We start from the raw sequence: 23,286 nt of genomic DNA, 5'->3' as shown, positions 1-23,286 counted from the left end.
CCCGAGCGGGCGAGACGGACAAAACACCGCCGGTCCGGCAGAATTTCGGATCGGGTCATTGCCGCGCCGCCGCACGATGTTAGACTCGCGGCACGCGATGGGTTAGGGAAAGGAAGCGTTGTTAACGCTAACGTCACCAGATGCAGAGAATCGGAGAACACCCGGCCATGGTATCCCGCGTCATTCCCGTCGACCCGTTCGACCTGGTCATCTTTGGCGGCACCGGCGATCTGGCCCGCCGCAAGATCATCCCGGCGCTGTTCCGCCGGTTCTGCGCCGGCCAGATGCCCGACGACAGCCGCATCATCGCCGCCGCGCGCTCGGAAATGGACGATGACGGCTACCGCGAGTTCGCGCGCGAGGCGATTGCCGAGTTCGGCAAGAAGAGCGCCGACAACAAGAAGGCGCTGAAGGGCTTCCTCAAGCAGCTGCATTACGTGCCGGTCGACGCCAAGGGCGAGGGCGGCTGGGAGAGCCTCAAGAGCCTGCTGCGCGACGACGAGAACGTGGTGCGCGCGTTCTACTTCTCGGTGGGTCCGAGCCTCTTTGCCGATCTCGCCAAGCAGGTGCGCAGCCACGAGCTGTCGACCCGCGAGAGCCGCATCGTCGTCGAGAAACCCTTCGGCCACGATCTCGAAAGCGCGCGGGCGCTGAACGAGGAGCTGGCGCAGCACTTCCACGAGGACCAGATCTACCGGATCGACCACTACCTCGGGAAGGAAACGGTTCAGAACCTCATGGCCGTGCGCTTCGGCAACATGCTGTTCGAGCCGCTGTGGAACGCGCAATACGTCGATCACATCCAGATCACCGTGGCCGAGACCGTGGGCGTCGAGGGGCGGGGCTCCTACTACGACAAGTCCGGTGCCATGCGGGACATGGTACAGAACCACCTGATGCAGCTCCTGTGCCTGATCGCCATGGAACCGCCCGCCCGCTTCGAGGCCGACGCGGTGCGCGACGAGAAGCTCAAGGTGATCCGCGCGCTGGATCCGGTGGATCCGGACCAGATCGTGCGCGGGCAGTACACCTCGGACGGCGAGATGGCCTCGTACCGCGAGGATGCCGAGAACGCGACCTCGAAGACCGAGAGCTTCATCGCGCTCAAGTGCTACATCTCGAACTGGCGGTGGGCGAACACGCCCTTCTACCTGCGCACCGGCAAGCGGCTGGCGGCGCGGGCCTCCGAGATCGCCGTGGTCTTCAAGGAAACGCCGCATTCGATCTTCGGCATCGACTCGGGCCGGCACCGCAACGTGCTCTCGATCCGGCTGCAGCCGAACGAGGGCATGACGCTGGGCGTGACCATCAAGGAGCCGGGCCCGGGCGGGATGCGGCTGGTGGACGTGCCGCTCGACATGTCCTTCGCCGAGGCGCTGGGGCCCGAGGCCGAAGAGGTGACGGATGCCTACGAGCGGCTCATCATGGACGTGATCCGCGGCAACCAGACGCTGTTCATGCGCGGTGACGAAGTCGAGGCCGCCTGGGCCTGGACCGATCCGCTGATCGAAGGCTGGGAGCGGCGCGGCGACTCGCCCAAGCCCTATGACGCGGGCAGTATCGGGCCGGACGACGCGGCCTTCCTGATCAACCGCGACGGTCGCCGATGGAGGGGGATCAAGGCGTGAGCTACGAATTCAGGACCTACCCGGACCGCGAGATGCTGGCGATGGACCTCGCCAACCAGATTGCGGGAGAACTGCGCGCGGCGCTGTCGCACCAGGACCGCGCGGCGCTGGCGGTGCCGGGCGGTACCTCGCCCGGGCCGGTCTTCGACGCGCTCTGCGCCGCCGATCTCGACTGGGACCGGGTCGACGTGCTGCTGACCGACGAACGCTGGGTGCCCGAGAGCTCGGAGCGCTCAAACACGCGGCTGCTGCGCGAGCGGCTGCTGGTCGAGCGTGCCGCGGCGGCGCGCTACCTGCCGCTCTATGCCGAGGCCGCCGAGCCCGAGGAACGGCTGGCCGAGCTTGCCGGTGCCATCGCGCCGGCGCTGCCGCTGGCGGTGGTGATGCTGGGCATGGGGGCGGACATGCACACCGCCTCGATTTTCCCCGGCGCCGACAAGCTTGACGAGGCGCTGCACGACGAGGCACCGATCCTGCTGCCGATGCGGGCACCGGGCGCGCCGGAGCCCAGGATTACGCTTTCCGCGCCGGTTCTCGACGGCGCGCTGAAAAAGCACCTGGTGATCTATGGCCACGACAAGCGCGACGTGCTTGAAAAGGCCAAGGGGTTGGCGCCGACCGAGGCCCCGATCAACGCGGTGCTCGACGAGGCGGTCGTGCACTGGGCCGAGTAAACCGCTCCGACCAGACACACGGGGACTAGATACATGTGGGATGACCTCAAAACACTCGCCGCGGCCCGCGACGGGCGCCGCATCGACGCGCTCTTCGCCGAGGATCCGGCCCGCGCCGCCAGCTTCTCGATCGAGCAGGACGGCATGCTGTTCGATTTTTCCAAGACCCAGCTCGATGCCGAGTTCCTCGCCGCGCTGATCGCGGTGGCCGAGGGCGCCGGTGTCGAGGCACGCCGCGAGGCGATGTTCTCGGGCGCGAAGATCAACGAGACCGAGGGCCGCGCCGTGCTGCATACCGCGCTGCGCAACCTCGCGGGCACCCCGGTCGAGGTTGACGGCAAGGACGTGATGCCCGAGGTGCTCGACACGCTCGCGCGGATGGAGGCGCTGGCCTCCGAGATCCGCGGCTCCGGCATCACCGACGTTGTCAACATCGGCATCGGCGGCTCGGACCTCGGGCCCAAGATGGGCACGCTGGCGCTGGCACCCTACCATGACGGGCCGCGCTGCCATTTCGTCTCGAACGTCGACGGCGCCGACATCGCCGACACGCTGAAGCGATGCCCGGCCGAAACGACGCTCTTCATCATCGCCTCCAAGACTTTCACCACCATCGAGACCATGACCAACGCACGAACCGCGTGGGACTGGCTCGAAGGGCAGGGCGTGGCGACCGATGGCAGGTTCGTGGCGCTGTCCTCGAACCACGAGAAGGCGGCGGACTGGGGCATCCCCGCCGAGCGCGTCTTCGGCTTCGAGGACTGGGTCGGTGGGCGCTATTCGATGTGGGGGCCGATCGGGTTGTCGATGATGATCGCCATCGGTCCCGACGATTTCCGCGCCTTCCTCGAGGGCGGGGCGGCGATGGACGCGCATTTCCGCGAGGCACCGCTGGCCGGGAACATGCCGGTAATGCTGGCGCTCGTCGGCATGTGGCACAACCAGGTGCTGGGCCACGCCACCCGCGCGGTGCTGCCCTACGACAACCGGCTCTCGCGCCTGCCGGCCTATCTCCAGCAGCTCGAGATGGAGAGCAACGGCAAAGGCGTCGGCATGGACGGCGCCGATCTCGACTGCAACTCCGGGCCGGTGGTCTGGGGCGAGCCGGGCACCAACGGCCAGCACGCCTTTTACCAGCTCATCCACCAGGGCACCCGCGTGGTGCCCTGCGAGTTCATGGTCGCGGCCCGCGGCCACGAGCCCGCGCTGAAGCACCACCACGCTTTGCTCGTCGCCAACTGCCTCGCGCAGTCCGAGGCGCTGATGCGGGGCCGGTCGCTGGACGAGGCCCGCAGCAAGGTGGCGGGCCAGTTCGAGGGCGACGAGCTGGAACGGCAGGCGCGGCACCGGGTGGTCCCGGGCAACCGGCCATCGACCACGCTGGTCTACCCGCTGCTCGATCCCCGCACGCTGGGCCGGATCGTGGCGCTTTATGAACACCGTGTCTTCGTCGAGGGCGTGATCCTCAACATCAACTCCTACGACCAGTGGGGCGTGGAGCTTGGCAAGGAGCTGGCGACCGCGCTCGGGCCGATGGTGACAGGCGAGCAGGACCCGGGCGACAAGGACGGCTCGACGCAGGCACTGCTCACATTCCTTCACAGGAATGCGAGCTAAGGTTCCGTCAAAAACTTGTTACCAGTGGCAGGTGGCCCGGGTGGAACGGCCCGGGCTTCCGTGTGTTGTGAGGGCAGACGTCGCAACATCGTGACGACAATGTACGGAGGAAAGACAATATGAAACGCCTTACCATGACCGTTGCCGCCATCGCCCTCACCGCAGGTGGCGCCGTCTCCGCTCAGACCGCCGACGAAACCGTGAAGCCCAAGGATGAGGCCACGCAGGTCGAGACGAACGCTGAACAGAACATGGAAGCCGCCGAGAACAACCTCGAGCAGGCTGGCGAAAACATGGAGCAGGCCGCCGAGAACACCGGCGACGCCATCGAGAACGGCGCCAAGAAAGCCGGCGACGCCATGGAAAACGCCGCGAACGATGCCGGTCAAGCCATCGACAACGCCGCCGACAAGGTTGACGGTGCGATGGAGACCGCGGAGGCCGAAGGCGAGCGGTCGCTCGAGGAAGTCTTCGCCAACGACCCCGATGGCCTGATCCGCACCCGCGACATCACCGGCGGCGCCATCTACGCCGTCAACGACGAGCTGCCGGCGACCGAAGAAGCCGAAGGCACCGACATGACCGCAGCCGAGCCGGCAGCGACCGATCCGGCCGCCACTGACGCCGGCACCGAGATGGCCGCCACCAATGACGGCGGCATGGTGATCCAGGACAACTGGGAGAACATCGGTTCGATCGAGGACATCATCCTCAACGCCGACGGTTCCTTCGAAGGCATCGTGGCCGAGGTTGGCGGCTTCCTCGACATCGGCGACAAGCACGTCCATCTCTCGCTGAGCGACGTGTCGCTGACGCCGATCGACGACGGCAAGTACGTCGTGGTGACCAACTACACCAAGGAACAGCTGATGGAGATGCCCGACATCGACGAATCGCCGGTGAACTAAGGCACCTCTCGCAGGTCTACCCGAGGGTCGGAGCTTCGCGCTCCGGCCCTTTTTCGTTTTGCGATCAGAACGTTGCGAGACGTGCCTCAGGGAATGTCGAAGCCGGGCTCGGCAAGGGTGAAACCCTCGAAGCGGAAGCCGGGGCTCACGGTGCAGCTCACCAGCGTCCAGTCGCCGGTGCTGCGCGCTGCCTGCCAGTGGCCCACGGGCACGATACGCTGGGGCCGGGCGCCGCTGGCGAGGTCGGAACCCAGCACCAGGTCCTCGCGCGGGCCCTCGTCCGTCGCGGCAAGCGATAGCACCAGCGGCGCGCCCGCGTGCCAGAGCCAGATCTCCGCCGCATCGACCTTGTGCCAGTGGCTGCTCTCGCCGGCCTTGAGCAGGAAGTAGATGCAGGTGCCCACCGGCCTCTCGCCTTCGGGCGCATCGGCCACCCAGGTCTGTCGGAAATGCCCGCCCTCGGGATGGGGCGAGAGCTCGAGCAGGGTGATGATCTCGTCGGCAGTCAGGGTCATGCGGGCTCCGTGCGATGCTCGGTGTCTTGGTTAACCAATTCCCCCGAGGCTCGGCCCATGGGACCCGTCCCGAGGAAGCGGCGGCGCGTCCCCGAGTGTGAGGCAAAGCAGAGCGGGAGACCAGAAATGTCCGCAGACCGCGACGTCCGGCGCATCGCCGGCGAGATCGTCGCCCGTGAGGGCGGCTACGTGAACGACCCCGACGATCCCGGCGGGGCGACGAAATACGGGGTTACCATCCACACCATGCGCCGGCTCGGGCTGGACCTCGACCGCGACGGCGACGTCGACGCGCAGGACGTGGCGCGGCTGAGCCAGGCGCAGGCGGTCGACATCTTCGTGCAGCATTACTTCGTGGCGCCGCGCATCGACGAACTTCCGGAGCCGCTGCAGGCGTCGGTGTTCGACATGTACGTGAACGCGGGCCACAACGCGGTGAAGATCCTGCAGCGGCTGCTGGTGCAGATGGGCGAGACGCTGGTGGTGGACGGTGCCATCGGTCCGCGCACCGTGGCCGCCGCCGTACGCGCGCAGGCGCGAGCGCCGCATCACCTTGCCGACGCCTACGGCATCGCGCGCCGCAACTACTATTTCGCGCTGGCGGACAGCCGTCCGGCCAGCCGCAAATACGCGCGCACCCGCGCCGGCGGCAAGGGCGGCTGGATCCGCCGCGCCGAGGAATTCATATCGCCGCGCTACCACCTTTCGGACGCGCAGTTCCGCGCGCGGGTGGCGGCATGGGCATGATCACGGGGCTGGTGGGGACGGCGCTGCGCGGCATGTTCGGCGACGGGCGCAACGTGGTGGCCGAAACGGCCGAGGTGTTCCGCGCCAATGCCGAAGCCTCGGCCGGGCGGGCCCATGCGCTCGACAGCGCCGCGCTGGCGCAGCTCTCGGCCGAGTTCGCACCGCGCCAGCGCGGCTGGTTCGACCGGCTGATGGACGGGGTGAACCGCCTGCCGCGCCCGCTCATGGTGCTGGGGCTGGTGTGGATGCTGGTCGAGACCGCCCGCAACCCCGAGGCCATGGCGCGGGTCTTCGGCGCCTGGGCGGTGCTGCCTGAGGCCGCCTGGGTGATGTTCGGCATTGTGGTCACCTTCTATTTCGGCGGCCGCGCGCAGCTCAAGGACCAGGAATTCCGCCGCGGCCTCGCGCAGGCGGCTGTGGCAGCGGCGCGGCTGCCCTTGGGGCATGAGGCGGGGGCGGCTGCGGCGGTGTCAGGCTCCGGGGGCGCCGAGGAGACCGCGGCGGTGGCGGCTCTGTCCGAAGACGCCGCGGAGGGCGCAACGCTCGCCGGGAGCGCGGCGGACGACAACCCCGCGCTGGCGGAGTGGCGCGCCTCCGGTCCGCGAGCCGTGTCCTGGGTCCGCCGCCCGGTGTGAGGCGGCCCGGACGCCCCAGAGTGTATGTTTGCGGTTGCTTGTGGTGAGATCAAAGACGGGGGTCGCGTTCTGCGGCCCCCGTTTCGCGTCACCACACGCCCGGGGGATTGCGACAAAGTGATACCCTCAGTCCCTCGATTTCCGTTGGCCGCTCAGGGGGGCTTTCGTATACACATCTGATCATGATTACCGAACTCGGACATTTCGCCCTGATCCTCGCGTTCCTCGTCGCCTGCGTGCAGGCGGTGGTGCCGATGGTGGGCGCGCAGAAACGCTGGCCCGGCTGGATGGCCGTGGCCGAGCCCGCCGCAACCGCTCAGTTCCTGCTGGTCCTGCTCAGTTTCGCGGCCCTGACCCATGCCTTCGTCACCTCGGACTTCTCGCTGAGGCTCGTGGTGATGAACAGCCATTCCGCCAAGCCGATGCTCTACAAGATCAGCGGCGTCTGGGGGAACCACGAGGGCTCGATGCTGCTTTGGGTGCTGATCCTGGCGCTCTTCGGCGCCATGGCGGCCTGGTTCGGTGGCAACCTGCCGCCCAGCCTGCGGGCCCGGGTCCTGGGCATCCAGGCGATGGTGGGTGTCGCCTTCTACGCCTTCATCCTCTTCACCTCGAACCCCTTCCTGCGCCTCGCGGTGCCGCCCTTCGACGGGCAGGACCTGAACCCGCTGCTGCAGGACCCCGGGCTCGCCTTCCACCCGCCGTTCCTCTACCTCGGCTACGTCGGGCTCAGCATCTGCTTCAGCTTCGCCGCCGCCGCCCTGATCGAGGGCCGGGTGGATGCAGCTTGGGGTCGCTGGGTGCGGCCGTGGACGCTGCTGAGCTGGGTGTTCCTGACCATCGGCATCGCGCTGGGATCGTGGTGGGCCTACTACGAGCTCGGCTGGGGCGGCTTCTGGTTCTGGGACCCGGTCGAGAACGCCTCGTTCATGCCGTGGCTGCTGGCGGCGGCGCTGCTGCACTCGGCCATCGTGGTCGAGAAACGCGAGGCGCTGAAGAGCTGGACCATGCTGCTTGCCATCCTCGCCTTCAGCTTCTCGCTCATCGGCACCTTCATCGTGCGCTCGGGCGTGCTGACCTCGGTCCACGCCTTCGCCACCGACCCCGAGCGCGGGGTCTTCATCCTCGCCATCCTGGTGATCTTCACAGGCGGCTCGCTGACGCTCTATGCGGCGCGGGCCGGGGTGATGCAGGCCAAGGGCGTGTTCGGCGTCGTCAGTCGCGAGTCGGCGCTGGTCGCCAACAACATCCTGCTCGCCGTCGCCTGCTTCGTGGTTTTCGTGGGCACGCTCTGGCCGCTGGTTGCGGAGATGCTGTTCCAGCGCAAGCTCTCGGTCGGGGCGCCGTTCTTCAACATGGCCTTCACGCCCTTCATGGTGCTGCTGGGCCTGCTGCTGCCTATAGGCTCGATGCTGAGCTGGAAGCGCGGCAAGCTCGGGGTGATCTTCCGCCGGCTCGTGCCGGCGATGCTGCTGGCGCTGGCGGTGGCAGGGCTGTTCTGGACGATCCAGACCGGGCGCAGCCTGATGGGGCCGATCGGCCTCGCGCTCGGCACCTGGCTGGTGGCGGGCTCGGTCACCGACATCCTGAGCCGCATCGGCCAGAGCCGCGACTACCGCCGCCTGCTGCGCCTGCCGCGCGCCGACTGGGGCAAGGCCGTGGCCCATGCCGGGCTCGGCGTCTGCATGGCGGGGATCGCCGGGCTCATGGCGTGGCAGCAGGAGGACATCCGCGTCGCGCAGCTGGGCGAGCCCTTCACCGTCGGCGCCTACGAGATCGAGCTTCAGGACGTGCAGCGTGTGCAGGGGCCGAACTACTTCTCGACCATGGGCGAGGTCGCGGTGCGCGAGGACGGCCGCGAGATCGCGCATCTCTATCCCGAGAAACGCGACTACCCGGTCGCCAAGATGCCGACTACCGAGGCCGCCATCGACTACCGCTTCCTGCGCGACGTCTACGTGGTGATCGGCGACCAGCAGACCGCCGGCGGCTGGACCATGCGCGTCTACATCAAGCCGCTCGCCAACTGGATCTGGGGCGGCGCCATTTTGATGGCGCTCGGCGGGCTTCTGAGCCTCTCGGACCGCCGCTTCCGCGTCGCCGCCGGTGCCCGCAAGACGGTGCCGGCCAGGGGAGTGCCGGCGGAATGACCGGGCTCGGGATGCTGCGCAAACTCGCGATGCTGCTCGCGCTGGTGCTGGCGCTCGGCACGGTGCTGCCGGGGCCGGTGCTGGCGGTGCAGCCCGACGAGATGCTCGACGATCCGGCGCTCGAGGCGAGAGCCCGAGAGCTTTCCAAGGGGCTGCGCTGCCTCGTCTGCCAGAACGAGAACATCGACGATTCCAACGCCTCGCTGGCCCGCGATCTGAGGCTCATGGTGCGCGAACGGCTGGTGGCCGGGGACAGCGACGAAGAGGTCGTGGCCTTCCTCGTCGACCGCTACGGCGAGTTCGTGCTGCTGCAGCCCACCACCGGCGGCTGGAACTGGCTGCTCTGGGCGGCGGGCCCGCTGCTCTTCGTGCTGGCGGTGGTGACGGGCGGGATCTACATCCGCAACCGATCGCGCGCGGCGCCGGCCACCGAGGCCGGGCTGACGCCCGAGGAAAAGGCTCGGCTCGAGGAAATCCTCAGGGGCTGAAGCCTGGAGGGGCCGCGCCCGGAAGGGTCAGTCCCCGATCTGGCGCGAGACGTACCACTGCGTGCCGCAGGATGTGCGGAACCCGCCGCGGCGGTCGCCATCACGCCCGTCGCGCATCGGCTGAAGCTCTTCCGCGCCCGCCTCGAGCGCGCGGGCGAAGGCCGCGTCGGGGTCGTCGAGATAGAGGTGCAGCATGGTGGGGTTGCCTTCCTCGACGCCGCCCATCATCAGCACTGTGTCTCCGATCCGGCATTCGGCATGCATGATCCGTTCGCCGTCCTGCATCACGCGCAGGCGCTCGGCGCCGAACACCGTCTCGCAAAAGCGCAGCACGTCCTCGGGGTCGGTCACCAGCAGGTAGGCGGCAAGGTCGGTGTATCCGTCGGGTTTGTAGCTCATGACCCGCAGTCTGCGCGATTTCCGGCCACGCACAAAGCGCGCAGAACCGGGCAGGCGGCTTCCCGCCACGCTCCGCAAGGGCCCCGCCAAGCCCCCGTACCACGTGCGGAATTCCCGCCGTCGTGACGCCGCGTTTGCCTTTGCCAATCGCCGCTGCCGCATGTTTGATGGCGCCGAACGGGAGCGGCAGGAGGCAAACCCCAATGATCTACGATACCATCCGATACGAGAACGCCGACGGCGTGGCGGTCATCACCCTGTCGCGCCCCGACGTGATGAACGCGCTCAACACCCAGATGCGGGCCGAAATCACCCACGCGGTACAGCAGGCGGGGACCGAGGCGCGCGTCGTGGTGCTCACCGGCGACGGCCGGGCCTTCTGCTCGGGCCAGGACCTTGGCGACCGCGAGACCGCCGCCAACATCGACCTCGAGCGGGTGCTGCGCGACGAATACGAGCCGATGCTCAACGCCATCGTCGACTGCCCGGTGCCGACCATCGCGGCGGTGAATGGCGCGGCGGCGGGCGCGGGTGCCAACCTCGCGCTGGTGCATGACGTGGTGATCGCCACCGAGAGCGCCTTCTTCATGCAGGCCTTCACCCGCATCGGCCTCATTCCTGACGCCGGCGGGACATGGGCACTGCCACGGCAGGCGGGGCTCGCCAAGGCCATGGGCGCGGCGCTCTTCGCCGACCGCATCTCGGCGCGTCAGGCGGATGCCATGGGCATGATCTGGGAAGCGGTCCCCGACGCCGAGTTTGCCGCCGTCTGGAGGGCCCGGGCCGCGTACCTCGCCAAGGGGCCGACCGAGGCCTACGGCCGGATCAAGACGGCCATCCGTGGCGCCTTCCAGAACGATCTCGCGGGCCAGCTCGCGCTCGAATCGCGGCTGCAGGGCGAATGCGGCAAGACCCGCGACTTCAAGGAAGGCGTCGTGGCCTTCCTCGAAAAGCGCCCGCCGCATTTCGAAGGGCGCTGAGCCCGCCGGGGCGAGCCGCGGCCAGCCCTTCCTCTGGCCCCAAGTATCCCCGCCGGAGGCATCCGCCCCCTGCCGCCAGCGCAGCGCCTCCGGTCAGCAACGACCAGACCGAAAGCACCCGAACGAAAAAGGGCCGCCCAACCGGGCGGCCCTTTCCAGGTCCGTCGAGACCGCGGATCAGCGGTTCTCGATGTCCACGTAGTCGCGCGCGGTGCTGCCGAGGTAGAGCTGACGCGGGCGGCCGATCTTGTGCTGCGGATCCGCCAGCTGTTCCTTCCACTGCGACACCCAGCCCACGGTCCGCGACAGCGCGAAGATCGGGGTGAACATCGAGGTCGGGAAGCCCATCGCCTCGAGGATGATGCCCGAATAGAAGTCGACGTTCGGGAACAGCTTCTTCTCAGAGAAGTAGTCGTCCTCCAGCGCCTGCTTCTCGAGCTCCTTCGCGGTGGCGAGGATCGGGTTGTTCTCGACGCCGAGCAGGTCGAGCACCTCGTCTGCGGACTGTTTCATCACCGTCGCACGCGGGTCGAAGTTCTTGTAGACGCGGTGGCCGAAGCCCATCAGGCGGAACGGATCGTTCTTGTCCTTGGCGCGGGCGATGTACTCGGGGATGCGGTCGGGCGAGCCGATTTCCTTGAGCATCTCGAGGCAGGCCTGGTTGGCGCCGCCGTGTGCCGGGCCCCAGAGGCAGGCGATGCCGGCCGCGATGCAGGCGAACGGGTTCGCGCCCGAGGACGACGCCAGACGCACGGTCGAGGTCGAGGCGTTCTGCTCGTGGTCGGCGTGCAGGGTGAAGATCCGGTCCATGGCGCGGCTCAGGATCGGGTTCACCTGATAGGGCTCGGCCGGAACGCTGAAGCACATGTGCAGGAAGTTTGCCGCGTAGCTCAGGTCGTTTCTCGGGTACACGAACGGCTGGCCGATCGAGTACTTGTAGGCCCAGGCCGCGATGGTGGGCATCTTGGCGATCAGGCGGTGCGAGGCGATCTCGCGCTGACGCGGGTCGGCGATATCGGTCGAGTCGTGGTAGAACGCCGACATGGCACCGACCACGCCCACCATGGTCGCCATCGGGTGCGCGTCACGACGGAAGCCACGGAAGAAATACTGCATCTGTTCGTGCAGCATGGTGTGGCGGGTGATGGTGTTCTCGAACTTCTCGAGTTCCTTCGCGGTCGGCAGTTCGCCGTAGAGCAGCAGATAGCAGACTTCGAGGTAGTGCGACTTTCCGGCCAGCTGGTCGATCGGGTAGCCGCGGTGCAGCAGCTCGCCCTTGTCACCGTCGATGAAGGTGATGGTGCTGTCGCAGCTCGCGGTCGAGGTGAAGCCCGGATCGTAGGTGAAGACACCTGCCTGCGCGTAAAGCTTGCGGATGTCGAGCACGTCCGGCCCGGCGGTGGGCGAGTAGATCGGCAGATCGAAGCTCTGATCGTCGATCGTCAGCTTCGCGGTTTTGGTCGGTGTTTCAGCCATGCTTCTGCGTTCCTCATCAAAAGGCCTGGGCGCAGGGTGCGCCGCGGCAGTCTTTTCCTTCACATGACCTTACGGGACGTTAAGGGCTACGATCCCGGAGGGGGGCGTTACCCGTTCTCCGTCCCTGAGGCCGCTGCCTGCTCGATGCGAAGGAGGCTCTCCTCCTTGCCGAGCACCAGCATCATGTCGAAAACGCTCGGAGTGACCGAACGGCCTGCAAGCGCCGCACGCATGGGTCCGGCCAGCTTGCCGAATTTGGTCCCCTGTGCCTCTGCAAAAGCGGCCATCACCCCCTCGAGCTCTTCCCGCGACCAGCTAGCACTTTGCAGGTGCGGCGTCAACGCAGCCAGTATACCACGGGATACTGGGTCAAGCGCGGCGGCCGCCTTCTCGTCCATCTCAAGCGGCGCAGACGCAAGGGCAAAGTGAGCTTTTTCAATAAGTTCCAGGAAAGTCTTGGCGCGGTCCTTCAGGCAGTACATGGCGCGCGCCATGCCGGAGCGCTGCGTTTCCGTAAGGTCAGCGAGACCGGCCGCCTCAAGATATGCCTCGATCTCTTGCAGCAGTGCAGCATCGTCGGCGATGGCGATGTGCTGGCCGCAGAGATTCTCGAGCTTCTTGAAATCGAAGCGGGCCGGGGACTTGCCGATTCCGCCCAGATCGAACCACTCGGTGGCCTGCGCATCGGTGAAGAATTCGTCGTCGCCGTGGCTCCACCCGAGCCGGGCGAGGTAGTTGCGCATACCCGCCGCCGGGTAGCCCATCTTCTGGTACTCGTCGACGCCGAGCGCGCCGTGGCGCTTCGACAGCTTCTTGCCGTCGGGGCCGTGGATCAGAGGGATGTGGGCCCAGACCGGCACGTCCCAGCCCATGGCCGTGTAGATGCCCATCTGCCGCGCCGCGTTGTTCAGGTGATCATCCCCCCGGATCACATGGGTGACGCCCATGTCATGGTCGTCGACGACCACCGCCAGCATGTAGACAGGGGTGCCATCGGACCGTAACAGGATCATGTCGTCGAGCTGGTCGTTGCGGATCACCACGCGGCCCTGCACCTCGTCCTCGATCACCGTCTCGCCCTCGGTCGGGGTCTTGAGGCGGATCACGTAGGGCGCGTCCGGGAAGGTCGCGGGATCGGCATCCCGCCAGGGGCTCTGGAACAGGGTCGAGCGGCCCTCTTCCTTCGCCTGTTCCCGAAATGCGGAAATCTCGTCCTGGGTCGAGAAGCACTTGTAGGCCGCCCCCTTGTCGAGCAGCGACCGCGCCACCTCGGCGTGGCGGCCGGCACGGTCGAACTGGCTCACCACCTCGCCGTCATGGTCGAGCCCGAGCCAGTCGAGCCCCTTGAGGATCGCGTCGGTCGCCTCGGGGGTCGAGCGGGCGCGGTCGGTGTCCTCGATGCGCAACAGGAACTGGCCGCCGCGGCCCCGGGCATAGAGCCAGTTGAACAGCGCCGTCCGCGCGCCGCCGATGTGCAGGAAGCCCGTGGGCGAAGGGGCGAAGCGGGTGACGACGGGCGAGGCGGACATGGCGTTCATTAACCTTTCGGTAACCAGAATTGGCGTAGCGTTCGTGGCGTTCCTTAACCAGCGGACGGGGCAGGAGCAAGTATGCGGCAGGTCGCTGTGCGACTCGAGACGGCACTGACCGAGCAGAGAGGTCACCTGTTTCCATGGGTTCCCGTGGCACTCGCCACGGGGATCGGGTTGTATTTCGGCTTGCCGGAAGAACCGCCGATTTATGCGTTGGGTATGTGCTGCGTTCTTGGTGTGGCGGTGCTTTTCCTGTCGCGGTGGCTTCGGGTGGGGCGCGCACCCCTGGCCATCGCGGCAGGGCTCATCCTTTGCGGCATCGCGCTTGCGGGGGCACGGGCGCACATGGTCGCCGCGCCGCAGCTCGGTTTCCGCTACTATGGCCCGGTCGAGGGACGCGTGGTCGAGATCGACCGCTCTGCCTCGGACGCGCTGCGGCTGACGCTCGACCGGGTGGTGCTGCGCCGGATGGCGCCGCAGGAGACGCCCGAGCGGGTCCGTGTGGCGCTGCATGGCACCCAGGGCTTCCTGACGCCCGCACCGGGCCAGACCGTCATCCTCACCGGACATCTCGCGCCCCCCGGCGGCGCGGCCGAGCCCGGCGGCTTCGACTTCCGGCGCCATGCGTGGTTCCTGCGCCTCGGCGCCGTGGGCTACACCCGCACGCCGGCGCTGCTGCTCGAGCCCCCGGAAGGCGGCCAGCACGTGCTGCGTGCCAGGATGTGGCTCTCGGCCCGGGTGCAGGCGGCGCTGCCGGGCGAATCCGGGGCCTTCGCCGCCGCCATCATGACCGGCGACCGCTCAGGCATGGGGCAGGAGACGCTCGACGCCCTGCGCCACAGCAACCTCGCGCATCTGCTGGCGATCTCGGGCCTGCACATGGGTCTTCTGGCGGGTTTCGTCTTCGGCGCCACCCGGCTGCTGCTGCTCGCCCATCCGCGCAGCCGCCACTACTGGCCCGGCAAGAAGATCGCCGCCGCCGTGGCGCTGGCGGCCTCGGCCGGCTACCTTGCGCTCTCGGGCGGCAATGTCGCCACCGAGCGCGCCTTCATCATGGTCGCCGTCATGCTCGTCGCGGTGATCTGTGACCGCCGTGCGCTCTCTCTGCGCGCCGTAGCGCTGGCGGCGCTGGTGGTGCTGGTCCTGCGCCCCGAGGCGCTTCTGGGGCCGGGCTTCCAGATGTCCTTCGCAGCCACCGTGGCGCTGGTCACGGTCTTCGGCTGGCTGCGCGACCGCGGCGCCGAGCGCAACGCCCCGCGCTGGGTACGCCCGGTGATCTCGGTCGTGGTCTCCTCGGCCACCGCGTCGCTGGCGACCGCACCGGTGGCCATGGCGCATTTCAACCTGATCGCGCACTACGGGCTGGTGGCCAACCTCGTCTCGGTGCCGATCATGGGCATGGTCGTGGTGCCAATGGCGGTGGTCGCAGCACTGCTGCTGCCGTTCGGGCTCGACTGGCTGGCGCTCTGGCTGATGAAACCGGCGCTCGACTGGATCCTCTTCGTGGCGCGCACCGTCTCGGGCTGGGAGGGCTCGCTCGGCCACGTTCTGGCGCCGGGGCCGATGGTACTGCCGCTGCTGGCGCTCGGAGGGCTGATGCTCTGCCTCTGGCAGGGCCGTTTCCGCCTCGCGGGGCTTGTGCCCGTGGCGCTGGCGGCAGCGCTCTGGAGCGCCTCGGCGCGCCCCGACGTGCTGATCGCCGACACCGGCGCGCTGGTGGGCGCAATGACCGAAAACGGCCGGGCGCTCTCGCGCGAGCGTGGCGCCGGGTTCCTGGCTGGGATCTGGCTGGAGAACGACGGGCAGGCGGGCGGACAGGAAGAGGCTGCCGCGCTCTGGCCTCCGGGCGCCGAAGAGCGCACCGCCCGGATCACGCTGGCGGGGCTGCGCGTCACGCATCTGCAGGGCTCGCGGGCGGCGCAGGCTTTCGGGGGCTGTGACGGCAGCGAACTGGTGGTCTCGAGCGTCGATATCCCCGAGATCCCCGGTTGCGATATCTACGATCCCGAGCGGCTGCGCGCCACCGGGGCCGTGGCGGTCTGGCTGACGCCGCAGGGACCGCGTATCGTCACCGCCGCCGGCCACAGGCTGTGGCACGGGGCGGGGTCAAGGGATCAGTAGGTCCGGATCAGGCCGACGAGACGGCCCTGAACCTTGACCGAGCCAACGGGCAGCACGCGCGGCTCGTAGGCCGGGTTGGCCGCTTCGAGAACGATGGCGTCGCCCTTGCGCCGGAAGCGCTTGAGCGTGGCCTCGTAGCCCTCGATCTGGGCCACGACGATGTCGCCGTTCTCGGCGCTCGAGGTCTCGCGGATGATCACGACGTCCCCATCGTTGATCCCCGCCTCGATCATGGAATCACCACGCACTTCAAGGGCATAGTGCCGGGCGTTCGCGGACAGCATACCCGTCGGCACGGCGATGCCCGGAGGGTCGTCGGCGATCGACTGGATCGGCTCACCGGCGGCGATGCGGCCCAGCACCTGCAGCTCCATCGCCTCGATGGTCGCGACCGGACGGGCGGCGGCGGGGCGGCTGTCGGGGATGTCGCCGTCGATCACCTTGGGCGCGAAGCCCGCGGGACGTCCGCCGAGGCTTTCGGGGAGCTTGACAATCTCGATGGCGCGGGCGCGATGCGCGAGACGGCGGATGAAGCCACGTTCCTCGAGCGCGGTGATCAGCCGGTGGATCCCGGATTTGGACCGCAGATCAAGGGCCTCCTTCATCTCGTCAAAGCTGGGCGGCACGCCGTCCCGCTGCATCCGCTTGTTGATGAAATCCAGAAGGTCGAGCTGTTTCTTGGTCAGCATGGCGCGTTCCCCGGTCGCTTGTCTTCCCTTTGTTCTACGCATGTTCACTATTTGTGTCAACACGTTCGCGGGAAAGACGAAACGGGCGGGCGCTTCGGTGTGGGCTTCAGAAGGGCACGTACTCCACGGTCTCACCGGCTTCGCGGGCCGGGTCGCGCGGCGGGCGGACGATCAGCCCGCCGGCCTCGCCGAGGATGCTCAGAAGCGAGCTGTCCTGACGCTCGAAGGCGCGGACCCCATCGGGGGTGACACGGGCCCGCATGTAGTGCTCGCGCGGTCCGTTGGGGCCGACCGGTGCGGCCAGAACCGCGCTCTTGCGCTCTGCCGGCGCGGCACCGAGCCCGAGCATGGCGCGGATCACCGGAGCGATGAAGATATGCCCGCAAACCATTGCCGAGACAGGGTTTCCCGGAAGGCCCATCATCATTGCATCGCCCAGACGGCCGGACATCAGCGGCTTGCCCGGGCGCATCGCAACCTTGTGGAAGGAGCGCTCGAGGCCCATGGCCTCGGCCACTTGCGCGACGAGATCGTGATCGCCGACCGAGGCACCGCCGATGGTCACCACGAGGTCGGCGTCGTCCACGAGGCCAAACACCGTGCGCAGCGACGCCTCGCTGTCGCCGGCGATGGGCAGCAGCCGCGGCTCGGCGCCGATCTGGCGCAGCAGCGCGTGCAGGCCGAAGGTGTTCGAGGCGATGATCTGGTCGGGGCCGGGCTCTTCGCCGGGCATCACCAGCTCGTCGCCGGTCGAGATGAGCGCGACCTTGGGACGGCGGGTCACCGGCACACGGGCGATGTTCATCGAGGCCAGAAGCGCGATGTCCTGCGGCGTCAGCACGCGTGGCGCGCTCACCGTGTCGCCCACGCGGAAGTCGTTGCCATAGGCGCGGATATTGTCACCCTGGCCCAGCCGGTCGGTGATCGTGATGCGGTCGCCGTCGCGATCCACATCCTCCTGTATGACAACGATATTCGCGCCTTCGGGCACGGGGGCGCCGGTGAAGATCCGTACCGCCTCGCCGGCACCGATGCGGCCAAGGTAGCGCGCCCCGGCGGCGGATTCGCCGACGACCGTGAAGCTGAGGCCCGGTGCGGCCTCGGACACTGCGTAGCCGTCCATGGCGGACGCCGCGAAGGGCGGCTGGTCACGGCGCGCCGCGACACTGCGCGAGAGCACACGGCCCGCGGCCTCGATCAGCTGCACGTCTTCGGTCGGCAGCGGTTCCGCGAGCGAGAAGAGCCGGTCCAGAGCTTCGGAAACAGAGATCATTTTGCCTCGTAACGTCCGGATTTTCCGCCATCTTTCAGGATGACGCGGATGCCTCCGATCTCCATGCCCTTGTCGACGGCCTTGGCCATGTCATAGACCGTGAGCGCGGCGGTCGAGACCGCGGTCAGCGCCTCCATCTCGACGCCGGTCTGGCCGGTGGTCTTGACGGTGGCCTCGATGCGCAGGCCCGGAAGATCCGCGTCGGGGATCAGTTCGACCGCGACCTTGGTCACCGGAAGCGGGTGGCAAAGCGGGATCAGTTCGGGCGTCTTCTTGGCCCCCATGATCCCCGCGAGCCGTGCGATGCCGATGACATCGCCCTTCTTTGCGCGGCCGTCGGTAATGATTTCAAACGTCTCCGGCGCCATCTTCACCCAGCCCTCTGCGGTGGCGATGCGCGCGGTCACGGCCTTGTCGGAGACATCGACCATGTGCGCGTCGCCCTTGGCGTCGAAATGGCTGAGGCCGCTCATGCCGCGACGGGGTCCTTGAGCAGCATCCGGGTCGCAAGCTCGACATCGTCCTGACGCATCAGGCTTTCGCCGATGAGGAAGGCGCGGGCGCCGTGGGCGGCCATGTCGGCAAGATCCGCGGGCGTGTTGAGCCCGCTCTCGGAGATCAGGAGCCGGTCGCCCGAGACCCCCTTCGAGAGGGTGCGCGTGGTGTCGAGCGTGGTCTCGAAGGTCTTGAGATTGCGGTTGTTCACGCCGATCAGCGGCGATTTCAGCGCCAGTGCGCGCTCGAGTTCCGGCGCGTCATGCACCTCGATCAGCGCGTCCATGCCCCAGCTCAGGGCGGCATCCTCGAGCTCGGCGGCCTGCGCGTCCGAGACGCTGGCCATGATGATCAGGATGCAATCGGCGCCCAGCGCGCGGGCCTCGGCGACCTGGTAGGTGTCGTACATGAAATCCTTGCGCAGCGCCGGCAGCGAGGTGGCGCTGCGGGCCTCGGTGAGGAATGATTTCGCGCCCTGGAACGAGGGGGTGTCGGTCAGCACCGACAGGCAGGTGGCCCCACCGCGCTCATAGGCGGCGGCCAGTGTCGCGGGATGAAAATCATTACGGATCAGACCCTTGGAGGGAGAGGCCTTCTTGACTTCGGCAATCAGCCCGTAGCCCGCGGTGGCGGCCTTGCGCAGCGCGGCACCGAAGGGGCGCACGGGCGAGGCCGCGCGGGCCTCGGCCTCGACGTCGGCCAGCGGTTTCGCGGCCTTGTCGGCGGCGACCTCTTCCAGCTTGTAGGCCTTGATCTTGTCGAGGATCGTCTGGGTCATGGGGCCTCCGGCGTCGTCCAGTTGATGGGCGTGTCGCCCCTTGCAATAAGCCACTCGTTGACGCGGGAAAAGGGGCGCGACCCGAAAAAGCCGCGGCGCGCCGAGAGCGGCGAGGGATGGGCCGAGCGCAGGATCAGGTGATCCGCGCCTCGGATATGCGGAGCGAAGCCCTGCGCGTGATTGCCCCAAAGGATGAAGGCGCGCGGCGTTTGAGACAGAGTTTCAAGCACTTGCGCGGTGAGTTTCGACCAGCCGAGCTTGGCGTGGGCGCCGGCCGAGCCCGCGGGCACCGTCAGTGCGGTGTTCAGGAGCAGCACGCCCTGGGCGGCCCAGAAGCGCAGATCTCCGTTCGGCGGACAGGCCCCGAACTCTTCCTGCAGTTCCTTGTAGATGTTGTTGAGCGATCGCGGCAGCGGTCGCACCTCGGGCTCGACCGAAAACGCCAGCCCATGCGCGTGGCCGGGCGTCGGGTAGGGATCCTGCCCGAGGATCACCGCGCGGACACGCTTTGGCGGGCAGGCATCGAGCGCGGCGAAAACCTGCGGCGCAGGTGGCAGGATCTGGCGCGCGTCCCCCGCGAGCGCGGCTTCGATGCGCGGCAGGTCCTTGGCGAAAAAGGGCAGGTGGGCCCAGTCGGAAGGCGGGGTCATGCCGCCAGTTTCGAGGCCTCGGCCAGCGCCTGCACCTTGGCAAGCGCCGCACCGCTGTCGATGCTCTGGACGGCCATCGCGACGCCCTCGCGCAGGTCCGCAGCCTTGCCCGCCACCACAAGCGCGGCGGACGAATTCAGAAGGACCGCATCGCGATAGGCGGTCCTGGCGCCATCAAGAAGCTCTCGGAAGGCCTTGGCGTTCTCGGCGGGCGTGCCGCCGACGATCTCCTCGAAGGGGTGCTCGGGCAGGCCCGCGTCCTCGGGGTGAAGTTCGACCTCGCGCACGCTGCCGTCCTCCTCGAGCGCCGCGACCCAGCTCACGCCCGAGATCGCCAGCTCGTCGGTGCCGTCCGAGCCGTGCACCAGCCATGCCCGCGTCGAGCCCAGCTGGCCCAGCGTCTCGGCCATCGGGCGGATCAGGTCGCGCGAGAACGCTCCGGTCAGCTGGCGCTTCACGCCCGCCGGGTTGGTCAGCGGCCCGAGGATGTTGAAGATCGTGCGGGTGCCGAGTTCCATGCGCACCGGCATCACGTGCTTCATCGCCGGGTGGTGCATCGGCGCCATCATGAAGCAGATGCCGACCTTCTCGAGGATCGGCGCGATCGAGGTGGCCGGCAGCATCACCTCGACGCCCATCTGGCTCAGCGCGTCGGCAGAGCCGGACTTGGACGAGAGGTTGCGGTTGCCGTGCTTGGCGACGGTGACGCCGGCGCCGGCCACCACGAAGGCGGTGGCGGTCGAGATGTTCAGCGTGCCCTTGCCGTCGCCGCCGGTGCCGACGATGTCGATGGCGCCCTCGGGCGCGGTCACGGCGTTGCACTTGGCGCGCATCACGCCCGCGGCGGCGGCGTATTCGTCCACGGTCTCACCCCGGGTGCGGAGAGCCATCAAGAGCCCCCCCATCTGCGCGGGCGTGGCTTCCCCCTCGAACAGCACCTCGAAGGCGGCCTCCGCCTCGTCTCGGGTCAGCGGACGGGTGGCGGCGGTGCCGATCAACGGCTTAAGGCGGTCGCTCATGCAGGGACTTTCATGGTCTTCAGGAAGTTCTCGATCAGGGCGTGCCCATGCTCCGAGGCGATGCTCTCGGGGTGGAACTGCACGCCGTGAATGGGCAGGTCGCGGTGACGCAGGCCCATGATGGTGCCATCCTCGAGCCACGCGTTGGGCAGGAGGCAGTCGGGCAGGCTCTCTCGTTCGACCACCAGAGAGTGGTAGCGCGTGGCCTCGAAGGGCGAGGGCAGGCCAGCGAAAACGCCGGTGTCGTCGTGGTGCATGGTGCCCATCTTGCCGTGCACGATCTCGGAATGCTGCACGACCTTGCCGCCGAAGGCCTGTCCGATGGTCTGGTGACCGAGGCAGACACCGAAGAGCGGCGTGCGGGTCTCGGCGGCGGCGGCGGTCAGCGCGAGGCAGATGCCCGCCTGGTCCGGATCGCAGGGACCGGGGCTCAGCAGGATGCCGGCGGGTTTCATCGCCATCGCCTCCTGCACGTTGAGCGCGTCGTTGCGCCAGACCTGTGCCTCGACACCCAGCTCGCCCACGTAATGAACGAGGTTGTAAGTAAAGCTGTCGTAGTTGTCGATGAGCAGAAGCATGGTCAATCTCGGGCTGGAAGGCGGCCTTGTGTCCGGGCTATACATGCGCCCGGAGGCGGTGCAGCGTCAAGGGGATGCGCCGGATCAAAGGTCCGGAACGGGACCGGGGGCAGAGAAGGGTAGACGGTGATGGCGAAAGGCTTTGTCGCAGGCGTACTCATCGGGACGGTGGTTTCGGTCGCGGGTGCGGGGGCTCTGTCCATCGCGATGGGCCCGCCCGAGCGCGCGCTGCCGGGCGCTGAGCCGGAGGTCGCGGCGGTGCCCGGGGCCGAAGGCGCCGAGCCGGTCGCGGGGGCCATTTCGGAGAGTCCCGAAACCGGTGATACCGTGGCCGAGGGTGGTGCACCTACGGAGGCAGCGGAAGCCGTTTCCGAGCCCGTTAGCGACGCCGACAGTGCAGAGGCGCCCGCGAAGGATGAGGCGATGGCCGAGGCAGAGACGGTGGCAGATGAGACCGTATCCCCTGTCGCGGATGCGAAGCCCGAGACCGAGGTCGAAGAGACCGCTGTTGCCGAGGCAGAGACCGAGACCGAAGCCGTGATCGCCGAGCCTGCGCTCGATGACACCCCGCCCGAGACCGTGACCGAGCTGGACGCCCCCGTGGCCCCCGATGCGCCCGACACCGCGCCGGAGCCCGTCGTCGCGGCAGCAAACGCGCCCCGGCGCGGCGAGGCGACCTCGCCGGTGACAGAGGCGCCCGAGGCCGAAGCCTCGCCCGAGCTTGCCACCGAAACCGCTGCGCCGCCGATGCCCGCGCCCTACGAGGGTGCGACCTCCGAGCCGGAGCCCGAGGCGGAGGCGATCCCCGAGGTGGTCGTCCTGCCGCAGACCGGGGGCGAGAGCCGCCCGGCCACCGGCACGCCCGCCGGGTCGCTAATCGGCCGCGACGGCACCGGCCCCAGCGACCGCCTGCCCAGCATTGGCGAAGACACCGCCGCCTCGGCGGATAGCACGGACGGCGCGGGCGGTCTGCGTCCGCTCGATGTGTTCTCGGCACCCTCGAACCTGACGCCGGGCGAGCCGCACATGTCCATCGTGCTGATTGACGACGGCAGCGGGCCGCTTGGCCCCGAGACTGTCGGAGAGTTCCCCTTTCCGGTGAGCTTCGCCATCTCGCCCTCGCACCCCGACGCCATCGGCGCTGCGCGGGCCTACCGCGAGGAAGGCTTCGAGGTGCTGACCATGGCCAGCGCCCCCGAAGGCGCGCAGGCCTCGGACGTGGAGATCTCGCTCGAAGGCGCGCTCGGTGCCGTGCCCGAGGCCATCGGCGTGCTCGAGGCGCCGGGCGACGGTCTGCAGGCCTCGCGCGCGATCGCAGACCAGACAGCGCGCTTCCTGCACGCCTCCGGGCACGGGCTGCTAATGCTGCCGAAGGGGCTCAACACCGGGCAGGCGCTGGCGCTGCGCGAGGGCGTGCCCTCGGCCACGGTGTTCCGCGATTTCGACGGCGAGGGACAGGATCCGCGCGTGATGCGCCGCTTCCTCGACCAGGCCGCCTTCAAGGCGCGGCAGGAAGGTCCGGTGGTGATGCTGGGTCGCCTGCGCGCCGACACGGTCTCGGCGCTGCTGCTCTGGGGGCTTCAGGACCGCGCCAGCAGCGTGGAACTGGTGCCGGTGTCGGCGATCCTGCGGGAGAGCGTGGAGTAAGGCCGGACGGCCACCAGGATGGCCCTGCCGAAAGGCGGCAGGGTCTGCGTATCATCGCGAGCTGGTCAGGCGTGCGTGTCGTCCGGAGACACGGGGGAAACCGCCCAGCGTACGGCCAGCGCGAGCGCCGCCAGCAGCGGGATCACAGTGCCTGCGCCCCAGGACAGGAACGCCCAGACAGTCAGACCCGACAGCGCAAGAACCGCGATGATCAGGGTCACGAGATGTGTCACCGGCATGATCGACTCCTTTGCCCATTCAAGATAGGGGCTTGGTCCCTCGGAATA

The 23,286-nt window shown here is 68.3% G+C and carries 23 protein-coding genes; 11 read left to right on the top strand and 12 right to left on the bottom strand.

Going from position 1 to position 23,286, the window contains the following annotated elements; all coding sequences use genetic code 11:
- Window positions 1-167 precede the first annotated feature (167 nt).
- The 4 genes from zwf to BLQ77_RS14535 all read left to right on the top strand — a co-directional run bounded on the left by zwf (window position 168) and on the right by BLQ77_RS14535 (window position 4,827).
- Window positions 168-1,628 carry a glucose-6-phosphate dehydrogenase gene (zwf, locus tag BLQ77_RS14550; protein WP_008884521.1) on the top strand — a complete coding sequence of 487 codons (1,461 nt, stop codon included), beginning with the start codon at window positions 168-170 and terminating at the stop codon, window positions 1,626-1,628.
- Window positions 1,625-2,302, top strand: a complete 678-nt coding sequence (gene pgl, locus BLQ77_RS14545) for a 6-phosphogluconolactonase (protein ID WP_089960443.1) — start codon at window positions 1,625-1,627, stop codon at window positions 2,300-2,302. Before zwf ends, pgl begins: the two co-directional genes overlap by 4 nt.
- 33 nt (window positions 2,303-2,335) lie before the next feature.
- The gene (gene pgi, locus BLQ77_RS14540) at window positions 2,336-3,919 is read left to right on the top strand and encodes a glucose-6-phosphate isomerase (protein WP_089960441.1); all 1,584 of its coding nucleotides are present in this window, start codon (window positions 2,336-2,338) and stop codon (window positions 3,917-3,919) included.
- Window positions 3,920-4,038: 119 nt separating this feature from the next.
- Window positions 4,039-4,827 carry a PRC-barrel domain-containing protein gene (locus tag BLQ77_RS14535; protein WP_089960439.1) on the top strand — a complete coding sequence of 263 codons (789 nt, stop codon included), beginning with the start codon at window positions 4,039-4,041 and terminating at the stop codon, window positions 4,825-4,827.
- A gap of 86 nt (window positions 4,828-4,913) precedes the next feature.
- Here BLQ77_RS14535 and BLQ77_RS14530 read toward each other — a convergent pair whose 3' ends face one another.
- Window positions 4,914-5,342 (bottom strand): cupin domain-containing protein, encoded by a 429-nt coding sequence (locus BLQ77_RS14530; protein WP_089960437.1) that lies wholly within the window; start codon window positions 5,340-5,342, stop codon window positions 4,914-4,916.
- A 126-nt stretch (window positions 5,343-5,468) separates the two neighbouring features.
- Between BLQ77_RS14530 and BLQ77_RS14525 the strand changes: the two genes are divergently transcribed.
- From BLQ77_RS14525 to BLQ77_RS14510, 4 genes are all read left to right on the top strand, one after another.
- The gene (locus tag BLQ77_RS14525) at window positions 5,469-6,089 is read left to right on the top strand and encodes a holin-associated N-acetylmuramidase (RefSeq protein ID WP_089960436.1); all 621 of its coding nucleotides are present in this window, start codon (window positions 5,469-5,471) and stop codon (window positions 6,087-6,089) included.
- Entirely contained in the window at window positions 6,080-6,724 is a 645-nt protein-coding gene (locus tag BLQ77_RS14520) for a 3TM-type holin (RefSeq protein ID WP_089960435.1), read from the top strand. The genes BLQ77_RS14525 and BLQ77_RS14520 overlap by 10 nt, the downstream gene beginning before the upstream one ends.
- 182 nt (window positions 6,725-6,906) lie before the next feature.
- Window positions 6,907-8,874: a heme lyase CcmF/NrfE family subunit gene (locus BLQ77_RS14515; protein ID WP_089960434.1), complete on the top strand. Its 1,968-nt coding sequence runs from the start codon at window positions 6,907-6,909 to the stop codon at window positions 8,872-8,874.
- Window positions 8,871-9,362, top strand: a complete 492-nt coding sequence (locus BLQ77_RS14510) for a cytochrome c-type biogenesis protein (protein WP_089960433.1) — start codon at window positions 8,871-8,873, stop codon at window positions 9,360-9,362. The genes BLQ77_RS14515 and BLQ77_RS14510 overlap by 4 nt, the downstream gene beginning before the upstream one ends.
- Before the next feature lie 27 nt (window positions 9,363-9,389).
- Here the strand turns inward: BLQ77_RS14510 and BLQ77_RS14505 are convergent, their stop codons facing one another.
- Window positions 9,390-9,761, bottom strand: a complete 372-nt coding sequence (locus BLQ77_RS14505; RefSeq protein WP_089960429.1) for a VOC family protein — start codon at window positions 9,759-9,761, stop codon at window positions 9,390-9,392.
- A gap of 203 nt (window positions 9,762-9,964) precedes the next feature.
- On the opposite strand from BLQ77_RS14505, the gene BLQ77_RS14500 reads away from it, so the two are divergent.
- Window positions 9,965-10,741, top strand: coding sequence for an enoyl-CoA hydratase-related protein (locus BLQ77_RS14500; RefSeq protein ID WP_089960428.1), 777 nt, complete (start codon window positions 9,965-9,967; stop codon window positions 10,739-10,741).
- 177 nt (window positions 10,742-10,918) lie between these two features.
- On the opposite strand, the gene gltA is transcribed toward BLQ77_RS14500, so the two are convergent.
- A complete protein-coding gene (gltA, locus tag BLQ77_RS14495) occupies window positions 10,919-12,217 on the bottom strand; it encodes a citrate synthase (protein WP_008885220.1) in 1,299 nt (432 codons plus the stop codon).
- 107 nt (window positions 12,218-12,324) lie between these two features.
- Window positions 12,325-13,755 carry a glutamate--tRNA ligase gene (gene gltX, locus BLQ77_RS14490; protein ID WP_089960427.1) on the bottom strand — a complete coding sequence of 477 codons (1,431 nt, stop codon included), beginning with the start codon at window positions 13,753-13,755 and terminating at the stop codon, window positions 12,325-12,327.
- A 72-nt stretch (window positions 13,756-13,827) separates the two neighbouring features.
- Between gltX and BLQ77_RS14485 the strand changes: the two genes are divergently transcribed.
- The gene (locus BLQ77_RS14485; protein WP_089960421.1) at window positions 13,828-15,870 is read left to right on the top strand and encodes a ComEC/Rec2 family competence protein; all 2,043 of its coding nucleotides are present in this window, start codon (window positions 13,828-13,830) and stop codon (window positions 15,868-15,870) included.
- Here BLQ77_RS14485 and lexA read toward each other — a convergent pair.
- From lexA to BLQ77_RS14450, 7 genes are all read right to left on the bottom strand, one after another.
- Window positions 15,864-16,559 (bottom strand): transcriptional repressor LexA, encoded by a 696-nt coding sequence (gene lexA, locus BLQ77_RS14480; protein WP_089960418.1) that lies wholly within the window; start codon window positions 16,557-16,559, stop codon window positions 15,864-15,866. The genes BLQ77_RS14485 and lexA overlap by 7 nt on opposite strands.
- A 106-nt stretch (window positions 16,560-16,665) precedes the next feature.
- On the bottom strand, window positions 16,666-17,832 hold the full coding sequence (locus BLQ77_RS14475) for a molybdopterin molybdotransferase MoeA (RefSeq protein WP_089960416.1): 1,167 nt from the start codon (window positions 17,830-17,832) through the stop codon (window positions 16,666-16,668).
- On the bottom strand, window positions 17,829-18,305 hold the full coding sequence (gene moaC / locus BLQ77_RS14470; RefSeq protein ID WP_089960413.1) for a cyclic pyranopterin monophosphate synthase MoaC: 477 nt from the start codon (window positions 18,303-18,305) through the stop codon (window positions 17,829-17,831). Before moaC ends, BLQ77_RS14475 begins: the two co-directional genes overlap by 4 nt.
- The gene (trpC, locus tag BLQ77_RS14465; RefSeq protein WP_089960409.1) at window positions 18,302-19,105 is read right to left on the bottom strand and encodes an indole-3-glycerol phosphate synthase TrpC; all 804 of its coding nucleotides are present in this window, start codon (window positions 19,103-19,105) and stop codon (window positions 18,302-18,304) included. The genes moaC and trpC overlap by 4 nt, the downstream gene beginning before the upstream one ends.
- Window positions 19,102-19,755, bottom strand: coding sequence for a uracil-DNA glycosylase (locus tag BLQ77_RS14460; protein WP_089960404.1), 654 nt, complete (start codon window positions 19,753-19,755; stop codon window positions 19,102-19,104). Before BLQ77_RS14460 ends, trpC begins: the two co-directional genes overlap by 4 nt.
- On the bottom strand, window positions 19,752-20,774 hold the full coding sequence (trpD, locus tag BLQ77_RS14455; protein ID WP_008886122.1) for an anthranilate phosphoribosyltransferase: 1,023 nt from the start codon (window positions 20,772-20,774) through the stop codon (window positions 19,752-19,754). Before trpD ends, BLQ77_RS14460 begins: the two co-directional genes overlap by 4 nt.
- Entirely contained in the window at window positions 20,771-21,352 is a 582-nt protein-coding gene (locus tag BLQ77_RS14450; RefSeq protein WP_089960400.1) for an anthranilate synthase component II, read from the bottom strand. The genes trpD and BLQ77_RS14450 overlap by 4 nt, the downstream gene beginning before the upstream one ends.
- 129 nt (window positions 21,353-21,481) lie before the next feature.
- Between BLQ77_RS14450 and BLQ77_RS14445 the strand changes: the two genes are divergently transcribed.
- Window positions 21,482-22,999 carry a divergent polysaccharide deacetylase family protein gene (locus BLQ77_RS14445; RefSeq protein ID WP_089960399.1) on the top strand — a complete coding sequence of 506 codons (1,518 nt, stop codon included), beginning with the start codon at window positions 21,482-21,484 and terminating at the stop codon, window positions 22,997-22,999.
- 65 nt (window positions 23,000-23,064) lie between these two features.
- On the opposite strand, the gene BLQ77_RS28775 is transcribed toward BLQ77_RS14445, so the two are convergent.
- Complete coding sequence (locus tag BLQ77_RS28775) at window positions 23,065-23,238, bottom strand: hypothetical protein (protein ID WP_165617115.1); 174 nt, start codon at window positions 23,236-23,238, stop codon at window positions 23,065-23,067.
- Window positions 23,239-23,286: the final 48 nt, after the last annotated feature.

It is taken from the genome of Salipiger thiooxidans (assembly GCF_900102075.1).
Classification (GTDB): domain Bacteria; phylum Pseudomonadota; class Alphaproteobacteria; order Rhodobacterales; family Rhodobacteraceae; genus Salipiger; species Salipiger thiooxidans.
The sequence above is the reverse complement of the archived record's forward strand: the minus strand, read 5'-3'. Positions and strand labels throughout refer to the sequence as shown.